19 protein-coding genes are annotated in these 15,534 nt (G+C 70.7%); 8 read left to right on the top strand and 11 right to left on the bottom strand.

What is annotated here, in order from left to right; genetic code table 11:
- The first annotated feature begins 262 nt into the window (after positions 1-262).
- Both OHA72_RS62965 and OHA72_RS62960 read left to right on the top strand, forming a co-directional pair.
- The gene (locus tag OHA72_RS62965; RefSeq protein ID WP_327005538.1) at positions 263-2,383 is read left to right on the top strand and encodes a ThuA domain-containing protein; all 2,121 of its coding nucleotides are present in this window, start codon (positions 263-265) and stop codon (positions 2,381-2,383) included.
- 121 nt (positions 2,384-2,504) lie between these two features.
- Positions 2,505-3,137: a DUF998 domain-containing protein gene (locus OHA72_RS62960; protein WP_327005537.1), complete on the top strand. Its 633-nt coding sequence runs from the start codon at positions 2,505-2,507 to the stop codon at positions 3,135-3,137.
- Positions 3,138-3,203: 66 nt separating this feature from the next.
- Here the strand turns inward: OHA72_RS62960 and OHA72_RS62955 are convergent, their stop codons facing one another.
- From OHA72_RS62955 to OHA72_RS62935, 5 genes are all read right to left on the bottom strand, one after another.
- Positions 3,204-4,859 (bottom strand): GMC family oxidoreductase, encoded by a 1,656-nt coding sequence (locus OHA72_RS62955; protein WP_327005536.1) that lies wholly within the window; start codon positions 4,857-4,859, stop codon positions 3,204-3,206.
- A gap of 176 nt (positions 4,860-5,035) precedes the next feature.
- Positions 5,036-5,884 (bottom strand): hypothetical protein, encoded by an 849-nt coding sequence (locus tag OHA72_RS62950; RefSeq protein ID WP_327005535.1) that lies wholly within the window; start codon positions 5,882-5,884, stop codon positions 5,036-5,038.
- Between the two features lie 71 nt (positions 5,885-5,955).
- Positions 5,956-6,471 (bottom strand): SigE family RNA polymerase sigma factor, encoded by a 516-nt coding sequence (locus OHA72_RS62945; protein ID WP_327005534.1) that lies wholly within the window; start codon positions 6,469-6,471, stop codon positions 5,956-5,958.
- Between the two features lie 8 nt (positions 6,472-6,479).
- Positions 6,480-7,418: a sigma-70 family RNA polymerase sigma factor gene (locus OHA72_RS62940; RefSeq protein ID WP_327005533.1), complete on the bottom strand. Its 939-nt coding sequence runs from the start codon at positions 7,416-7,418 to the stop codon at positions 6,480-6,482.
- Between the two features lie 26 nt (positions 7,419-7,444).
- A complete protein-coding gene (locus tag OHA72_RS62935; protein WP_327005532.1) occupies positions 7,445-7,909 on the bottom strand; it encodes a carboxymuconolactone decarboxylase family protein in 465 nt (154 codons plus the stop codon).
- Positions 7,910-8,188: 279 nt separating this feature from the next.
- Between OHA72_RS62935 and OHA72_RS62930 the strand changes: the two genes are divergently transcribed.
- Complete coding sequence (locus OHA72_RS62930) at positions 8,189-8,701, top strand: hypothetical protein (protein ID WP_327005531.1); 513 nt, start codon at positions 8,189-8,191, stop codon at positions 8,699-8,701.
- Between the two features lie 20 nt (positions 8,702-8,721).
- Here OHA72_RS62930 and OHA72_RS62925 read toward each other — a convergent pair whose 3' ends face one another.
- Both OHA72_RS62925 and OHA72_RS62920 read right to left on the bottom strand, forming a co-directional pair.
- Complete coding sequence (locus tag OHA72_RS62925; RefSeq protein ID WP_327005530.1) at positions 8,722-9,102, bottom strand: hypothetical protein; 381 nt, start codon at positions 9,100-9,102, stop codon at positions 8,722-8,724.
- 212 nt (positions 9,103-9,314) lie between these two features.
- Positions 9,315-9,524: a hypothetical protein gene (locus tag OHA72_RS62920; RefSeq protein ID WP_327005529.1), complete on the bottom strand. Its 210-nt coding sequence runs from the start codon at positions 9,522-9,524 to the stop codon at positions 9,315-9,317.
- A 192-nt stretch (positions 9,525-9,716) separates the two neighbouring features.
- Between OHA72_RS62920 and OHA72_RS62915 the strand changes: the two genes are divergently transcribed.
- The 3 genes from OHA72_RS62915 (at position 9,717) to OHA72_RS62905 (ending at position 11,403) form a co-directional block, all read left to right on the top strand.
- Entirely contained in the window at positions 9,717-10,256 is a 540-nt protein-coding gene (locus tag OHA72_RS62915) for a hypothetical protein (protein ID WP_327005528.1), read from the top strand.
- Between the two features lie 119 nt (positions 10,257-10,375).
- Positions 10,376-11,002, top strand: a complete 627-nt coding sequence (locus OHA72_RS62910) for a trimeric intracellular cation channel family protein (RefSeq protein WP_327005527.1) — start codon at positions 10,376-10,378, stop codon at positions 11,000-11,002.
- A 35-nt stretch (positions 11,003-11,037) separates the two neighbouring features.
- Entirely contained in the window at positions 11,038-11,403 is a 366-nt protein-coding gene (locus OHA72_RS62905) for a VOC family protein (protein WP_327005526.1), read from the top strand.
- Between the two features lie 77 nt (positions 11,404-11,480).
- Here OHA72_RS62905 and OHA72_RS62900 read toward each other — a convergent pair whose 3' ends face one another.
- From OHA72_RS62900 to OHA72_RS62890, 3 genes are all read right to left on the bottom strand, one after another.
- Positions 11,481-12,662, bottom strand: coding sequence for a hypothetical protein (locus tag OHA72_RS62900; protein ID WP_327005525.1), 1,182 nt, complete (start codon positions 12,660-12,662; stop codon positions 11,481-11,483).
- Positions 12,663-12,728: 66 nt separating this feature from the next.
- Positions 12,729-13,016, bottom strand: coding sequence for a hypothetical protein (locus OHA72_RS62895; protein WP_327005524.1), 288 nt, complete (start codon positions 13,014-13,016; stop codon positions 12,729-12,731).
- Positions 13,017-13,038: 22 nt separating this feature from the next.
- Positions 13,039-13,515, bottom strand: coding sequence for a WapI family immunity protein (locus OHA72_RS62890; protein ID WP_327005523.1), 477 nt, complete (start codon positions 13,513-13,515; stop codon positions 13,039-13,041).
- Positions 13,516-13,732: 217 nt separating this feature from the next.
- Here OHA72_RS62890 and OHA72_RS62885 point away from each other — a divergent pair, with 217 nt between their 5' ends.
- Positions 13,733-14,167 carry a cupin domain-containing protein gene (locus tag OHA72_RS62885; RefSeq protein WP_327005522.1) on the top strand — a complete coding sequence of 145 codons (435 nt, stop codon included), beginning with the start codon at positions 13,733-13,735 and terminating at the stop codon, positions 14,165-14,167.
- A gap of 109 nt (positions 14,168-14,276) precedes the next feature.
- Here OHA72_RS62885 and OHA72_RS62880 read toward each other — a convergent pair whose 3' ends face one another.
- Entirely contained in the window at positions 14,277-14,597 is a 321-nt protein-coding gene (locus OHA72_RS62880) for a C40 family peptidase (RefSeq protein ID WP_327005521.1), read from the bottom strand.
- 498 nt (positions 14,598-15,095) lie between these two features.
- Here OHA72_RS62880 and OHA72_RS62875 point away from each other — a divergent pair, with 498 nt between their 5' ends.
- Entirely contained in the window at positions 15,096-15,335 is a 240-nt protein-coding gene (locus OHA72_RS62875) for a hypothetical protein (RefSeq protein ID WP_327005520.1), read from the top strand.
- The last annotated feature ends 199 nt before the right edge of the window (positions 15,336-15,534 follow it).

Raw genomic sequence — 15,534 nt, 5'->3', positions numbered from 1 at the left:
GAACGCCAGTCACTAGGTGTCAGTCGCTGGGTGTCACTCATCGAGGCATTGACACTTTTGTTGGTTGACGGCAAAGTTCTGCTTGAAGCAACGGAAGGTGCGTTCGGCGCGCTCCTCCTCTCCCGTGATCGCGACGGTCCCGCACAGACCCGCGATCCAGTCGGAAGGAGCACGTCACGTGCGTACACCCGGTTGGAAACTGCCTGGTTGGAAACTGCCTGGTTGGAAACTGCCTGGTTGGAAACTGCCTGGTTGGAAACTGATGGCCGCGACCGCTGTCGCCGCCATCCTCGCCGCGAGCGGCGCGGCAACCCCAGCGGCCGCCGCACCCGCGTACAAGATCCTCGTCTTCTCCAAGACGGCGGGCTTCCGGCACAGCTCGATCCCCAACGGCATCGCCGCCGTGCAGGCGCTCGGCACCGCCAACAACTTCGCCGTCGACACGACCGAGGACGCGGCCGCGTTCACGACCGCCAACCTCGCCCAGTACAAGGCCGTCGTGTGGCTGTCGACCACCGGTGACGTGCTCAACGCCGCGCAGCAGACCGCGTTCGAGTCCTACATCCGCGCGGGCGGCGGCTACGTCGGCGTGCACGCCGCGGCCGACACCGAGTACACCTGGCCCTGGTACGGCAACCTCGTCGGCGCCTGGTTCAGCTCGCACCCCGCGCAGCAGCAGGCGACGATCAAGGTCGAGGACCGCGCGAACCCCGCCACCGCGCACCTGCCGCAGACCTGGACCCGCACCGACGAGTGGTACAACTACCAGACCAACCCCCGCAGCACCGCCAAGGTGCTGATGAGCCTCGATGAAACCTCCTACTCGGGAGGCACCATGCCCGGCAACGGCACGGCCGGGGACCACCCCATCTCATGGTGCAAGCAGTTCGACGGCGGCCGCTCCTGGTACACCGGACTCGGCCACACCGAAGCGTCCTACACCGAGGCGAACTTCACCGCCCACCTCCTCGGCGGCATCATGTGGGCCGCGGGACAGGCCCAGGCCGACTGCCGCCCCGAAACCGGCTACCAAGGGCTGTTCGACGGCAGCCAGTCGAGCCTCAACCAGTGGCGCCAGGCCGGCCCCGGCGGGTTCACGCTCGCCGACGGCACGCTCACGTCGTTCGGTGGCATGGGGCTGCTGTGGTACCCGGTGAGCCAGTTCTCCAACTACTCGCTGAAGGTCGACTGGCAGATGCCCGGCGACGACAACGGCGGCGTCTTCATCGGGTTCCCCGACCCCAACGGCGACCCATGGGGCCCCGTCAACACCGGTCATGAGATCCAGATCGACGCGACCGACGCCGACCCGTCGCGCACCACCGGCAGCGTGTACAGCTTCAAGGCCCCCGACACTGCCCTGCGTGCCGCGGCGCTGAACGCACCGGGCCAGTGGAACACCTACGAGATCGGTGTGCACGGCCAGCGGGTGGAGATCTGGCTCAACGGCGTGAAGATCAACGACTACACCAGCACCAGGGCGATCCAGTCCGGCTACATCGGCGTCCAGAACGACGGTGCCGGCGCCGACATCTTCTACCGCAACATCCGGATCAGGACCGACGGCACCCCACCCGCCACCGACATCGCCCGTGGCAAGACGGCGACCGCATCGTCCGTGGAGCCGAACGGCACCGTGCCGAACAGCACCCTCGTCGCCGCGAACGCCGTCGACGGCAACGCCGGCACCCGCTGGGGCAGCGTCCACGCCGACCCGCAGTGGCTCCAGGTCGACCTCGATGCCTCGTACACCCTCAACCGGGTCCGGATCAACTGGGAGGCCGCGTACGCGAGGGCGTACCAGATCCAGACCTCACCCGACGGGGCGGCGTGGACCAACGTGTTCACCACGACGACCGGCGACGGCGGCGTCGACGACGTCACCCTGACCGGCACCGGCAGATACGTGCGGGTGAACCAGACCCAGCGCGGCACGCAGTGGGGCTACTCGATCTGGGACCTCAACGTGTACGGCACCCCGGCGAGCACCGGACCGCAGTCGCTGTGCCGCAACTGCCCGGTGACGGTGTCGTCGGTCGAGCCGGGCAGCGCGCACACCGGCGCGAACGCCGTCGACGGCAACGTCGCCACCCGCTGGGGCAGCGCGTACGCCGACCCGCAGTGGATCCGGCTCGACCTCGGTGCCACCAGGTCCATCACCCGGGTGCGGCTCAACTGGGAGACGGCGTACGGCAAGGCGTACCAGATCCAGACCTCACCGGACGGCAACACCTGGACGGACATCTACACGACGACGACCGGCGACGGCGGCGTCGACGACCTGACGGTCACCGGCTCCGGCCGGTACCTGCGGGTCAACGGCACCCAGCGCGGCTCCCAGTGGGGCTACTCCCTCTGGGAGCTCGAAGCCTGGGGCCCGTGACAGCAATGCCGTGACAGCAATGCCGTGACAGCAATGCCGTGACAGCAATGCCGTGACAGCAGCGCCGTGATAGTTACGGCCTGAGAGCGGCGCCTGCCCACGGCAGCGCATACTCCTGGACATGCGTCGTTCGGGACGGCTCGGCTCGGTGCGGTGGTTCGCGGTGGTCTCCTCGGCCACCGCACCGGTCCTGCTCATCGGCGGCTGGACCCTTGCCGCAGCACTCCAACCAGCCAGCTCCGGCTTCGACTCGCTCAGGGACACGATCAGCGCCCTCGCCGGCCACGGCGCCGCCCACCGGTGGGTGATGACCGTGGCCCTGCTCGGCGTCGGACTCTGCCACTGCGTCACCGCCCTCGGCCTGCGCCCGTTCGCGACCCCGGCCAGGGTCATGCTCGCCACCGGCGGCGTCGCCACCGTCCTCGTCGCCGCGTTCCCGCTGCCCCGCACCGGCTCGTCGGGGGCGCATCAGTTCGCGGCGACGGTCGCGTTCGCCTGCCTCGCGCTGTGGCCCGCCCTGAGCCGCGTCCCCGGCAGCGCACCCCAGCCGGTCCCGCCGGCGCTGATGCGAGCCGCGGCCGGCGTGCTGGTCACGTTTGTCGTGCTCTTCTGCGTAGCGCTCGCCGTCGGTGTACTGGTAGGGCTCGCCGAACGGGTTGCCGCCGGCGCCCAGTCGCTCTGGCCTTTGACAACGGTCCTCGCCCTCCACCCCAGGACCCGTGCCGCCCTGCGGTTGACCCCGGCCACCGGCTGACCCTGTGCTCAGCCGGCCTGGCTGACTCCGATGCGTGGCTGGCTGCTGCCCAGCCGGCTCCTGTGCTCAGCGCCCCGCGATGATCAGGTCGGCGGCCTTCTCCGCGACCATGTACACCGGCGCCATCGTGTGCCCCCGGTTGATCACCGGCAGCACCGAGGCGTCCACGACCCGCACCCCGGCCAGCCCCCGCACCCGCAGCGAGGCGTCGACCACAGCGCTGTCGTCGGTGCCCATCCGGCAGGTACCGACCGGGTGGTACAGCGTCTCCGAGTGCTGCCGGATCGACTCGGCGAGCCCGTCGTCGTCGAGGACCCCCGTGTACGGCTCCATCGGCTCACCGACGTACGGCGCGAGCGCCGACGACCGGGCGAGCCGCTCCGCCACCCGTACACCCCAGATCAGACGCCGCAGGTCGGCCTCGTCGCTCAGGTAGCCCGGCTCGATCACCGGCGGCTCGGCCGCGGTCGGCCCGGCGATCCCGACCGTCCCCCTGCTGCGAGGCTGCAGGAGCACCACCCCGATCGTCAACCCGTGCGCGGGCGGCGGCACCATCCCGTGCTCGACGAACGGCACCGGCGCGAAGATCAGCTCGATCTCCGGCGGCGTCCCGGCGTCCGGGGCGATGAACGCGACCGCCTCCGCGACGTTCGACGACAGCATTCCCCTCCGCCCGAACAGGTACCGCGCGACGCTGCCGAGCGACTCCGCCGCGAACATCGTGATCGGCTGCGGGCACGTCACGACGACACCCGTGGACAGGTGGTCCTGCAGGTTCGCCCCGACGCCGGGCAGTTCGTGGACCGGTTCGACCCCGGCGGCCCGCAGCGCGTCGGGGTCGCCGATGCCGGACAGCTGCAGGATCTGCGGCGTGTTCACGGCACCGGCGCACAGCAGCACCTCCCGCTGCGCCGTCACCTCGCTCACGACTCCGCTGCCGTCACGGTACGAGACACCGATGACCCGACGCTTCGCCGCCTCAGCCTGTGTACCGCTCGTGGCTGGCCCTGACTTGGCCGGCGCTGACTTCGCAGGCTCCGCCAGGCGCAGGCGGTCCACGGTCGCGCCGGTGCGCACGGTCAGGTTCGGCCGCCGCCGTGCCGGCCGCAGGTACGCGTCGGCGGCGCTGAACCGGGCGCCCCTGTGCTGGGTGACCGGCGTGGGGGAGCAGCCGCTGTTGTCAGGTCCGTTGAGGTCGGCCGTCGCCGGGATCCCCTCCGCGACGCACGCCTCGAGGAACGCGGCCGTGATCCGGCTCGGGCTGCGCAGCTCGTCGATCCACAATGGACCGCCGGTGCCGTACCCGCTGCCCTCGGCGGCACCGACACGGCGTTCGATCTTCTGGAAGTACGGCAGCACCTCCGCGTACGACCAGCCGTCGACACCCCACCCGTCGTAGTCGGCGGCGCAGCCCCGGATCCACATCTGCGCGTTGATCGATGTGGAGCCGCCGAGGGTCTTGCCCCGCGGCCAGAACAGCTCCCGGTCGGCGAGCCGCGGCTGCTTGACGGTGCGATAGTTCCAGTCGTACGGCGTGGCGAACAGCTTGCTGAACGCCGCCGGGATCCGGATCTCCCTGGCCTTGTCAGGCCCACCGGCCTCCAGCAGCAGCACGGTCGTGCCCGGGTCCGCGGAGAGCCGGTTGGCCAGTACACAACCGGCCGGCCCGGCACCCACGATCACATAGTCGAAAACGGTCGGTTCGAAGTCCTCAGCAGGCATGGCGGGCCTCCTTGGCAACCGACCATACGCCGACTTCAGGCTCCGGGGGAGTGCCGACCAACCGGCGCTCTGCCGGCGCCCTGTCGGGGCTCTGTGGGGACTCTGCCGGCGCCCTGTTGGGGCTGTGTCGACGCCCCGGTCGGCCTTCTACCCGTGTTCTGCCGGCACCCCGCCGGTCACCCGACGGCGACACCGCCGTCCGGCGCCGACGCCACGACCGTGCCCGCCGCGTCGGTCGCGACCAGGTCCCGCACCTGCACGGACGATGCCGCCGCGCCCGCCGCAGCGGGCACCCGCAGCCACCACACGTGCACGGCAGGGTTCTCCGGCCAGGCGGCGACCTTCGCGGTTGCCGGTGCCCCGTCGACGGTCAGGGTCACCTTCGTGACGTCTCCGACGACGTAGCCGGTGACGAACCGGTCCGCTCCGGAGCCGACCTCCCAGCCCGCGTGGAATCCGACGTCCCCGGGCCCCGTCCCGGTCACGTCCGGGTCGTTGGTGACGCCGACCAGGGCCAGCTTCCCGTCCGCCCCGCGGTGCCCGACCGCCTGCAGGAACCGGTCCTCGTGCACCGCGAACCACAGCGTCAGCGTCCCACCGGCGATCGCCTCACCCGTGTCGATCGTGGTCACCGGTTCGACGACGGCGTACGCCGAGCCGCCTCCAGCGGTCGCATCCGGCACCTCGGTCGTCGTTCCGGCTGACGGTCCGGCGGCTGGTCTAGAGCCTGACCCGGAGCTCGGTCCGGAGTTCGGTCCGGAGCTTGGCCCGGCGGTGGCGGGTGGCGCACCGACCGTGAAGCCCTCCGTGCCGGACCCGCCGCTGACCCCGCTGAACACCCCGCCGGCCGTGGCGCCCGCGACGAGCAGCACCGCCGCGGACGCGACCCCGATCCGGGTCTGCCGCCGCCGCGCCCCCCGCCTGCGGAGCTCCTCGACCGTGACCCCCAACTGGTCCGGCGCGGCCGCCGCCGCGTCGGTGAGCCGGTCACCGAGCCGCTCGTCCAGCTGCAACACAGCACTCACAGCATCAGCACTCACAGCATCAGGACTCACAGCATCAGCACTCACAGAATCAGCACCTACAGGCTCAGTGCTCATGATCGTTCTCCCTGGGCCGTACGAACGAAGAGGCGTTCCTCACGCAGCGCAGGGCTGCCTCGCAGCTTGGCGAGAGCCCGCGAGCAGACGGACTTGACCGTGCCGACGCTGACGCCGAGGGTCTGCGCCGTCTGCTGTTCCGACAGGTCGACGTAGTAGCGGAGCACGATCGCGGCCCGCTCCCGCCGGGTCAGCGACTGCAGCGCGGCCACCAGCGCGGCCCTGTCCTCGACGGCACCCTGACCCCCGTCGTGGGCGCCGGTGTCGGGCAGGTCGGCGCGCGGCTGCTCCCGCCACGGCCGCCGTCGCAGCCAGTCCGTGTGCAGGTTGACCATGACCCGCCGGGCGTAGCTGAGCGCGTCATCGTGCCGGACCCGGTGCCACGCGCCGTACGTCCGGATCAGCGTGTTCTGCGCGAGGTCCTGCGCCTGTTCGGCGTCGCCGGTCAGCAGCCAGCCGAGCCGCAGCAACGGCTGGGTCGCCGCGGCGGCGAACTCGTCGAAGTCGCGCATACCCCCTACTACGAGTCTTCCCCGCCAAAGGTTGAGAGCTTCGCCGGATTCGCGATCCGGAACAGGTCCTGAATCCGCCCGTCGACGACACTGACGCACATGGCGCACCGGTAGTTCGCGTCCACGAACAGCGCGTACTGCCCGTTGACCCCGGTCGGCACGGCCGTGAACGGCGCCGCGCCGGCCCGGGCGCGCTTGCGCATGATGCCGACGAAGAACCGCACGACCTTCGCCCGCCCGCGGATCGGGTTCGGGCCCGTCCTCACCTTGCCGCCGCCGTCGTTCCACGCGATCACGTCCTCGTGGAGCAGCTGTTCGAGGCGTTTGACGTCGCCGTCCCGGGCGGCCGCGACGAACCCTTCGAGGAGCCGCGTGTGCTCGGCCGGGTCGGTGCTGAACCTGGCCCGCCCCGCGAGCGCGGCCCCCGCCCGCCGGTGCAGCTGCCGGCAGTCCTCCTCGCTGCGGTCCAGGATCACCGCGATCTCCGCGTACGGCAGCTCGAACGCGGTCCGCAGCACGTACACGGCCCGCTGTGGCGGTGTCAGCCGCTCCATCAGGTGCAGCACCGCGATCGACAGGTCCGACGTGTCGATCAGATCTTCGAGCCCGCCGAACCCACTGCCACGCAACTCACTGCCGGCGATCCCACTGTGGGCGAACCCACTGCCGGCGAACCCACTGCCCGAGAGCTCCGTGCCGGCGGGCCCACCCGCGGGCGCGCCGGTGCGGACCGGTTCCGGCAGCCAGGTCCCGACGTACTCCTCCCGCCGCGCCTGCCGCGTGCGGAGCGCGTCGACGGCGAGCCGCGCCACCACCCTGGTCAGGTAGCGGCGCGGCTCGGCGACGTCGGATCGGTCCGCGCGGGTCCACCGCAGGTACGCCTCCTGCAGGACGTCCTCGGCGTCGTACAGCGTCCCGAGCAGGCGGTACGCCAGCCCGAGCAGCATTCGCCGGTGCGCGAGGAACTCCTCGTTCAGACGGCCGGCTGCTGGTTCTGGGCCGGGTGCTGGGTCGGCGCCGGCGGCTGGGTCCTGGTCGACACCGCGAGACGGTTCCACACGTTGATCGTCGCAATGACCATGAGGAGGTCCGCAACTCCCTCCGTGCCGTAGTGCTCGACGGCGGTGTCCCACACCTCGTCCGGCACCCCGTGCTCACCCAGCCGGGTGACGTGGTCGGTGAGGTCGAGCGCGGCCCGTTCCTTGTCGTCGAAGAACGGGCCTTCCCGCCATGCCGAGACGGCGAACAGCTTCCGGCTGTCCTCGCCGTCGGCGAGCGCCTCCGTGGAATGCATGTCGACGCAGAACGCGCACCCGTTCAGGATCGACGCACGGAGCTTGAGCAGGTGCAGCAGCGCCGAGTCGACGTGTGCCCTGATGTACTTCTCGAGTCCGAGCACGGCCTGGTACGCGGCGGGATTGATTTCGCTGAGCGACATTCGTTGCTTCATGCAGTGACGACGGGGAGCCCACCCGGAACGTGACAGTTCCGGGTCCGCCGCCGGTGTGGCGTGCGCCACGGCCTGTGCGCTGGGCGACGATCTGAACGGGCGGTCCGGCCGTTGCTCGGCATCGCTGAGCCGGCGCTCACAGATGCAGCAGGCACAGATACGAGAGTCAGAGATACAGCAGTCAGAGCTACAGCAGTCAGAGTTACAGCAGTCAGAGTTACAGCAGTCAAACGTCGCCGATGCCGCCTCCGTCGCAGGTGGGCGATCGTGCAGGCACTAGGGTTCGACGGTGTGGACACCACCCGCACCCCGTCAGGCTGGCGACACCTGCCGGCACCGGCCCGGGCGATCGCGACGGCCGCCGCGGCCGCGGTCGAGGCCGCTCAGGCCCGCGACAAGGAGCCGTTCGACGCGGCCGTCGAGCAGCTCGCCGCCCTCGACGCCGAGCAGGTCGGCCTGGTCCTCGGCGCCGTCGTGCGCACCCTGCTCGAGGACCTGCATCCCGACGGCCTCGACGGCGACGACGTCCGCGCCGCCCTGGAGCACGCGGTGCGGTCCGCGGCCGAATGGCAGGACGTCGACCCACAGGTCATGGTCGTGCTGCTCGTCGGCGCTCTCGGCGTCCAGGACGACAACGACGACGAGGGACGCCCGTCACCGCAGGCCCTGGCGAGGCACGCCCCGCTGCTGCTCGTCGACCTGCTGCAGGCGCGTCCGTTCCCCCGGTACCTGCAGGCGGCGTTCACCGAGATCGAACGCGCGCAGACCCAGGACCTGTGACTACGGCTGACACCAGTTCGTCAGGTGGTGCGGAACCCTGACCGGAACCGCCGGAAGAACCCGCCATCATAGGGCAGCGCCGGCCCGGGCGGCGGCGCCACCGCGCGCTGCCTGGCGATCGGCCGGTCGTACTCGGTGCGGGCGATCGCGTCGACGACCTGCGCCTCGGTGAAGTGCTCCGAGCCTTCGATCATCGGCACGTACCCGACGAGCATCCCGTCCCGCATCACCTGTGCCTCCAGGCCGGCGGTGCCGTCGGTGTCCCACACGGCGCTGCGCCCGTCCGGCAGCGCGATACGCACCCCGAACGCCGACAGTCCCGCCTTCGCCAGTTCCAGATGGGCGGCTACGCCCCGCTCCCGCAAGGTGTCGACCACCCGCCGTGCCTTGTGCTCATCCATGCGCCGAAGCTAACGCGCCCCGCTGGAAGTGAACCGGGAGTACGCAGTGAACAGGCTCCGGAAAGCCGGGCAGCACTGAGGGAAGCACCCGCGGGAGCGGTGGGGGGAGCGGTGGGGGGAGCGCTGGGGGGAGCGCTGGGGGACTGCCGGGTGAGCAGCGCTGAAGCCGGCGCCATGACGGTGGCACCGGCTCCAGTGAACTGCCGTGACCCCTACTTCGAGGGCTCCGGCAGGTCGCAGTTGATCTTCGGGTTGACGCCCAGGTAGTTCAGTGGTCCGGCGACGATCGTCACGAGAATCGTGCCGGTCTTCGCGCAGTTCGTGTCTTCGCTGTCGAAGTAGCCGCGCTGCCCTGCCGCGATCACGCCGATGATCAGCCAGATGACGAGGATGACCCCGCCGATACCGGATCCTCTGCCCACGGGACTGCCTCCATCTATCGAACGAACTCGTCTTCTTCGAATCGACGGTTGAATACCCCGCAGCCCCTGTGACGCAAACCCGCCCGGTGATCTTCCTCGCTGTCCGGTTGGCAGCAAAGGGGGAGTCAGGGCCGCGGGCCTGCTCGTACGGTTCCACTCGTTCCCTGACAGGCATTTGAAGGAGCCACCGATATGAGCGACGAATACACCCCGTTCACCACCGACCTCGACGGCGACGGCGTCGAGGACCAGGCCGTGATCTACACCACCGAGGACGGCGCCAACGTCATCGTCGGCGACCTCGACGGCGACGGCCAGGCCGACTTCGCCGCCCTCGACGAGGACGGCAACGGCGTCTACGAGAAGTCCTACAACGCCCTCACCGACGAGTACACCGACCTGACCGCCGACGCAGCCGACGCAGCTGACACCGCCGACTACGACGGCTCGGGCGGCAACCTGGACGGCGACCTCGCTGCATACGACACGGCTGCATACGACACGGCAGAGTACGACGGCTCAGGCGGCAACCTCGACGGCGACGTCAGCGGCATGACCACCGCGGAGGGCTCCGTGTCCGAAGCGACCGACACCGAGACCGGCACCGAGACCGACACCGAGAACGCAGCAGACACCGGCACGAGCACCGGCGGCTACTACGACGCCGCCGCGGTCTCCGACATGATGGCGATGCAGCACGAGACCAGCATGGCGATCATCAACAACATCTGAACCGGCGTGCCGTACAAATGGCTTGCCGTATACAGGACGGGCGCGGTGCCGTGCGGCGCCGCGCCCGTCCTGCGGTGCCAGTCTCACCGTCCGCACATCCGTACCGCTGGAGCACAACCGTGTCAGAGCTCAACCCGCTGCTCGTCGTCGACCTGGTCGGCATCGCCGTGTTCGCGGCGTCCGGCGCGACCGCCGGCGTCGCGAAGCGGCTGGACCTGTTCGGCGTCGTGTTCGTCGGGTTCATGGCGGCGCTCGGCGGCGGCATCCTGCGGGACGTGTTCGTCAACGTGCAGCCGTTCGCGTTCGTCGACTGGCGGTACGCGGCGGTCGCCGTGGTCACGTCCGCGGCCACGTTCTGGCTGCACCCGACGGTCAGCCGGCTGCACTGGACGGTCCTCGTCCTCGACGCCGCGGGCCTCGGCCTGTTCACGGTGACCGGCACGTTGAAGGCGCTCGACGCCGGCATCCCACCCGTCGGCGCCTGCATCATCGGCATGATCACCGGGATCGGCGGCGGGCTGATCCGGGACCTGCTCACCGGCGAGATCCCCTCGGTGCTGCGGCGCGAGATCTACGCCGTGGCCGGCCTGCTGGGCTGCGCCTCGGTCGCGGCGCTGGACGCGTTGCGCATGCAGCGCCCGGTGAGCATCGGCCTGGCCGCGGTGCTCGTCTTCGCCCTGCGGATGGTCGCGCTGCGCCGCAACTGGTCCGCACCGACCGCCTCGAACCTTTCGGGGGATTCCTGACATGAGGTGGCAGGTACCGGCGGCAGGATGAGGGCATGTCTGGATTCGCCACGCTCATCATGGTCAACATCGACTGCGCCGAGCCGCCGGTGCTCGCCACCTTCTACAGCGAGGTCCTCGGCTGGGAGGTGACCCACAGCCAGGCGGAGTACGCGATGATCAGCGACGGCACCACGTCCGTCGGCTTCGGCCAGATCGAGAGCTACGCGCCGCCGACCTGGCCCGAGGGTCCCGTGCCGAAGCAGTTCCACCTCGACTTCTACGTCGACGACCTCGCCGACGCCGAGGAGCGCGCCCTCAAGCTCGGCGCGACCCGCCCCGACTTCCAGCCCGCACCCGACCGGTACCTGGTCCTGCTCGACCCCGCCGGCCACCCGTTCTGCGCCTGCCTGCGGTCGTAGCCTGCCCAGAGTCACAGCCTGCCCAGAGTCACAGCCTGCCCAGAGTCACAGCCTGCCCAGAGTCACAGCCTGCCAGCTCAGCGAGTCAGTGTGGAAGACGACACCGACGGGGGCCGGGCGCCGAGGAAGAAGATCCCGGGGAACCCCTGGGTCTCGAACCCGGCGCTCGGGTTCTTCCGCAGCGTCGAGCTCTCGATCGACATCGTCCCCGTGCGGTCGTTGCTGACGAAGAACACCGCCCCGCCGCCCTCGTTCGCCTTGTTCTGCTCGACGAGCGTCCCGGCGAGCCGGACGGTGAACTGGTTGCCGTCGCAGTAGATCGCCCCGCCGCTGCCGCCGCCCGGTGTGCCGGCGCGGGCAGGGTTGGCGCCCTTGCCCACCGCCGAGTTGTAGGACAGCACGCTGTTCAGCACCACCCACGACACGCCGATGCTGCTCAGGGCGCCGCCGTTGGCGCAGACCCCGCCCTGGCCGGAGGCGCCGCCGAAGGTGCTGCCCACGACGTACACCGGCTGATTGTGAAACTGACTGAGCACCCGGATCGCGGCGCCGCCGAGATCCGGTCCGCTCTGGTCGCAGCGGTTGCGCACGAAGCGCGAGTTGACGACCTTGAACCGGCCGCCACGCACGAAGATCGCGCCACCCCCGCCGCCCTCCGCGGTGTCGCCGGTGGAGTTGCCGTCGGCGAACGTCAGGTTCTGCACCGTCAGCGACGGGTGGTCCTGGTCCTGGCAGTGCGACGTGGTCCAGCCCTGATTCTTGTCGCACGTGTTCATGTACAGGATGCGCCGCCGGCCTTCACCGCTGAGCGTCACCTTGCCACCACCGTCGAGCACGATCTTCGCGCCCTGCGTGTTCTTGATTTTCGCGGTGGCCTTCATGGTGATCGTGACCGGCGCCGGCCCGCAGTTGAACGTGATGATCCCGCCCGCGCCGACCGCCGACACCACGGCCTCGGAGGTGCAGCTGCCGGGGCTGCCGTTGCCGACGACCCTGGTCGGCTTCGACGTGTCGACGGCCCGCGCTTCGGCCGGCACGGTGGCCCGCCCGTTCGGGTTGCCCTGCGCCGGCATCGCCGTCGCCGCGGAGGCACTCGCGGTCGCGTTCTGCGTCGCCGGTACGGACGGCGCGGCGCTCGCCTCCGGCCCGGTGCCACTGGCAGCCGGTACGCCGCCCGCGGGCTTGGCCGGCGACCCACCGCACCCGGCGAGCGCGAGAACGACGGTCGTCAGTGCAGCTGCCGCGGTGCGTCGTCGCATCCGGCGATCCTATGACTGCCTGACCCCGCCCGACCCCGCCGGGAGCGACCGGCCAGCGGGAGCGGGTCAGCGCGGCGGGTTGGGCGCGCTGTCGCGGGCCGCGGTGGCGTGCCCGATGAACTCCTGGAACCTGGCGAACTGCATCGCGTCCAAGGTCAGCGTCGAACCGCCGAGGACCTGCTCGCCGTAGCTCAGACCGACCTGCACCTTGTACTTGTCGCCCTTCGGCTTCACGTAGACGCCCAGAAACGCGACGTGATACCGCTGGGTGTCCTGGCCGTGCCGCCGGAAGATCTCCAGGACCCGCCCGTCGAGGACGAGGATCTGGTCGTCGTGCAGGAACTCGATCGCCATGCGGCGACCATAGTCGGCCTTGTCACCCGGCAAGCTGGCGTTCCCAGTCCACAGCCGCGGCCTCGAGGGACTCCGGGTCGAGGTCAAGGGTGATCGGGTAGTCGTACGTGCGGTCGCGCTCCTCACCGAGCCACGGCGGCGCCGCCGCCAGGGAGAACCCGACCGTGACGCGCGGCTGGAGATGGTCGTGCTCCTCCAGGGTGAACGTCAGGCTCGGCGCCGCGAACGTCAACCGGTTCGGCAGCTCCAGCCGCCCCTTCGCGGCCTTCAACAGCCAGCCGCCGAGCGCTGCCGCCTCCGCCACCGTCAGGCACGCGTCGCGGAACGTCCACGCCCGCCCGTCCCCGGCGTCCACGATCCCCTCCACGACGAGCAACGCGCCCTGATCGCTGCTTGTCTGGTCACTGCCCGGCGCGGTGCTGGTGCGGTCGACGACGCGTAGTTCGACGGTTCCGCCGCCCGGTGCTTCCAGCTTCACGACCTCAACCTCACTGAACATGCAGTCACCACGGCAACCTCCGACCCAGCCAGCATCGCAAGCCGTGCCGCCCGAGGGCACCGGACGTTCGGCGGACGCTGCCCACTCTGACGCTGCCCACTCTGACGCTGCCCACTCTGACGCTGCCCACTCTGACGCTGCCCACTCTGACGCTGCCCACTCTGACGCTGGCCTCCCGGGCGGCGGTCGTTGCCTGCCTGGTCGCTACGGTGACTGGATGACGACGAGACCTCGGCTCGCGGAGCTGCTCGACATGGCGCCGCACCCGGAAGGCGGCTGGTTCCGGGAGACGTGGCGCTCGCCGGTGACGTTCACCCCTGACGGCTACGACGGCCCCCGCAACGCCGCGACCGCCATCTACTTCCTGCTGCACCCGGGCGAGGAGTCAGCCTGGCATGTGGTCCGCTCCGACGAGCTGTGGTTCTGGCACTCGGGCGGCCCGCTCGCCCTGCGCCTCGGCGGCTCCGGCGACCGTCCCGGTGACGGCCCGACCACGCTCCTCGGCGGTGACGTCGCCGCGGGGCAGCGCCCCCAGGTGCTGATCCCCGCCGGCGTCTGGCAGGCCGCGACCCCCACCGGCGCCGAACCGGTCCTCGTCAGCTGCGTCGTCGCCCCGGGCTTCGACTTCGCCGACTTCCGCCTGGCGACCTGACCCGGCGCCGACGCCGAACGGTCCACATCAGACAGGCTCTGCTGTCCGATGTAGACCGTCCGATGTGGACCGCGTTGCGACCACTGTTATCGGCTCAGTGCTGCGGTGGTCAGCCGATCCGTCTGGCGAAACGGAACGCGTAGATCGGCGAGATCTTCACCCCGCCACGCTCGGTCGAGGCGTGCACGATCCGCCCCCCGCCGATGTAGATGCCGACGTGACCCGCCGACGGGAACACCAGGTCCCCGGGGCGCAGCTCACCGCGCCCGACCGGCCGCCCGACCCCCGCCAGGGCCCCGGTCTGGTGCGGCAGGGAGATTCCGACCCGCTGGTACGCGGCGGCCACCAGCCCCGAGCAGTCGAACCGTTCGGGCCCGACGGATCCGAACCCGTACCCCTTGCCGACCTGGGCAAGCGCGAACCCGACCACCCCGCCACCCGCGCCGCTGAACCCACCGCCGGCGCCGGCGAACGTGCCCGCCCGCGATACCCCCGGCCGTGATGCAGCCGGCCGTGATGCAGCCGGCCGTGATGCAGCCGGTCGTAATGCAGCAGGCCGTGATGTAGCCGCACGCGACGTTGCCGCCCGTGGCGCCGTCTTGCGTGCCGTCGTGGCCCGTGGGGTCGACCCGCGCTGCCGGCCCGGACCCGTTCGCGGCGTCGCCTGCCGGGGCCGCCCGGCCTGCTGCGCCGGTCGGGCCCGTTTCGTGGTGTGTGCGCCCGCCCCGCGGCGGTCGCCGGCACGTTCGCCGCGCCCTGAACCTGTGTGGCCTCGGGTGCGCCACCGGGCTGATCCGCGCCACCCGCCGGCGCGGCCCGGACCCGCATGGCGTTCCTGCTCGCGGCGCGCACTTCGCGGAGTTCGGCGAGCGCGTCGACCGCGGTTCCCTGGTAGTACGCGAGCGAACGAACGCCCGCAGGCGGCGCCGTGCTGATCCAGTCCGTGCTGATCCAGTCCGTGCTGATCCGGCTGCTGCGGCTCGCCTCCTCATGTCCCTGGGAGCCGTGTGCCGGCCCGCTCCCGGCGACGGTGCACAGCACCACGCAGAGCACGGTGCCGACGCTGGTCCGGAGATTGACGCTCAGTGTGTTCGCCGTGGTGACGCTGCGGCGGGCCGCTCCGTCGGGACGGCGTAACGGATGTGTGGACAGTGCGACTCCCCGCTAGGCCCGGGGCTCTCCTGCGCTCCCCGGCGGCCCGCCCGCGGCGTGCACGCTTAGCGTGCGCCGTCACGGTCTGGGCCGTGCCTCCCAGCGGCAGAACCGCCGGAACACGTGTGCCGGAAACCCGGGCAATGATGGTTGCCAGTGCCACATTCCCACAGTTCCGGCAGAAGCCGGGCATTTTGCGCAAATTGCCATTGGCG

Origin of the sequence: Dactylosporangium sp. NBC_01737 (assembly GCF_035963215.1) — a bacterium.
Lineage (GTDB): Bacteria > Actinomycetota > Actinomycetes > Mycobacteriales > Micromonosporaceae > Dactylosporangium.
This window is presented reverse-complemented; position numbering and strand designations above follow the sequence as displayed.

What these genes read in the sequence shown, in the direction of transcription:
- OHA72_RS62965 (WP_327005538.1), top strand. Translation starts at nt 263, where the DNA reads ATGGCCGCGACCGCTGTCGCCGCCATCCTCGCCGCGAGCGGCGCGGCA.
- OHA72_RS62960 (WP_327005537.1), top strand. Translation starts at nt 2,505, where the DNA reads ATGCGTCGTTCGGGACGGCTCGGCTCGGTGCGGTGGTTCGCGGTGGTC.
- OHA72_RS62955 (WP_327005536.1), bottom strand. Translation starts at nt 4,859, where the DNA reads ATGCCTGCTGAGGACTTCGAACCGACCGTTTTCGACTATGTGATCGTG.
- OHA72_RS62945 (WP_327005534.1), bottom strand. Translation starts at nt 6,471, where the DNA reads ATGCGCGACTTCGACGAGTTCGCCGCCGCGGCGACCCAGCCGTTGCTG.
- OHA72_RS62940 (WP_327005533.1), bottom strand. Translation starts at nt 7,418, where the DNA reads ATGCTGCTCGGGCTGGCGTACCGCCTGCTCGGGACGCTGTACGACGCC.
- OHA72_RS62935 (WP_327005532.1), bottom strand. Translation starts at nt 7,909, where the DNA reads ATGTCGCTCAGCGAAATCAATCCCGCCGCGTACCAGGCCGTGCTCGGA.
- OHA72_RS62925 (WP_327005530.1), bottom strand. Translation starts at nt 9,102, where the DNA reads ATGGATGAGCACAAGGCACGGCGGGTGGTCGACACCTTGCGGGAGCGG.
- OHA72_RS62915 (WP_327005528.1), top strand. Translation starts at nt 9,717, where the DNA reads ATGAGCGACGAATACACCCCGTTCACCACCGACCTCGACGGCGACGGC.
- OHA72_RS62905 (WP_327005526.1), top strand. Translation starts at nt 11,038, where the DNA reads ATGTCTGGATTCGCCACGCTCATCATGGTCAACATCGACTGCGCCGAG.
- OHA72_RS62900 (WP_327005525.1), bottom strand. Translation starts at nt 12,662, where the DNA reads ATGCGACGACGCACCGCGGCAGCTGCACTGACGACCGTCGTTCTCGCG.
- OHA72_RS62895 (WP_327005524.1), bottom strand. Translation starts at nt 13,016, where the DNA reads ATGGCGATCGAGTTCCTGCACGACGACCAGATCCTCGTCCTCGACGGG.
- OHA72_RS62890 (WP_327005523.1), bottom strand. Translation starts at nt 13,515, where the DNA reads ATGTTCAGTGAGGTTGAGGTCGTGAAGCTGGAAGCACCGGGCGGCGGA.
- OHA72_RS62885 (WP_327005522.1), top strand. Translation starts at nt 13,733, where the DNA reads ATGACGACGAGACCTCGGCTCGCGGAGCTGCTCGACATGGCGCCGCAC.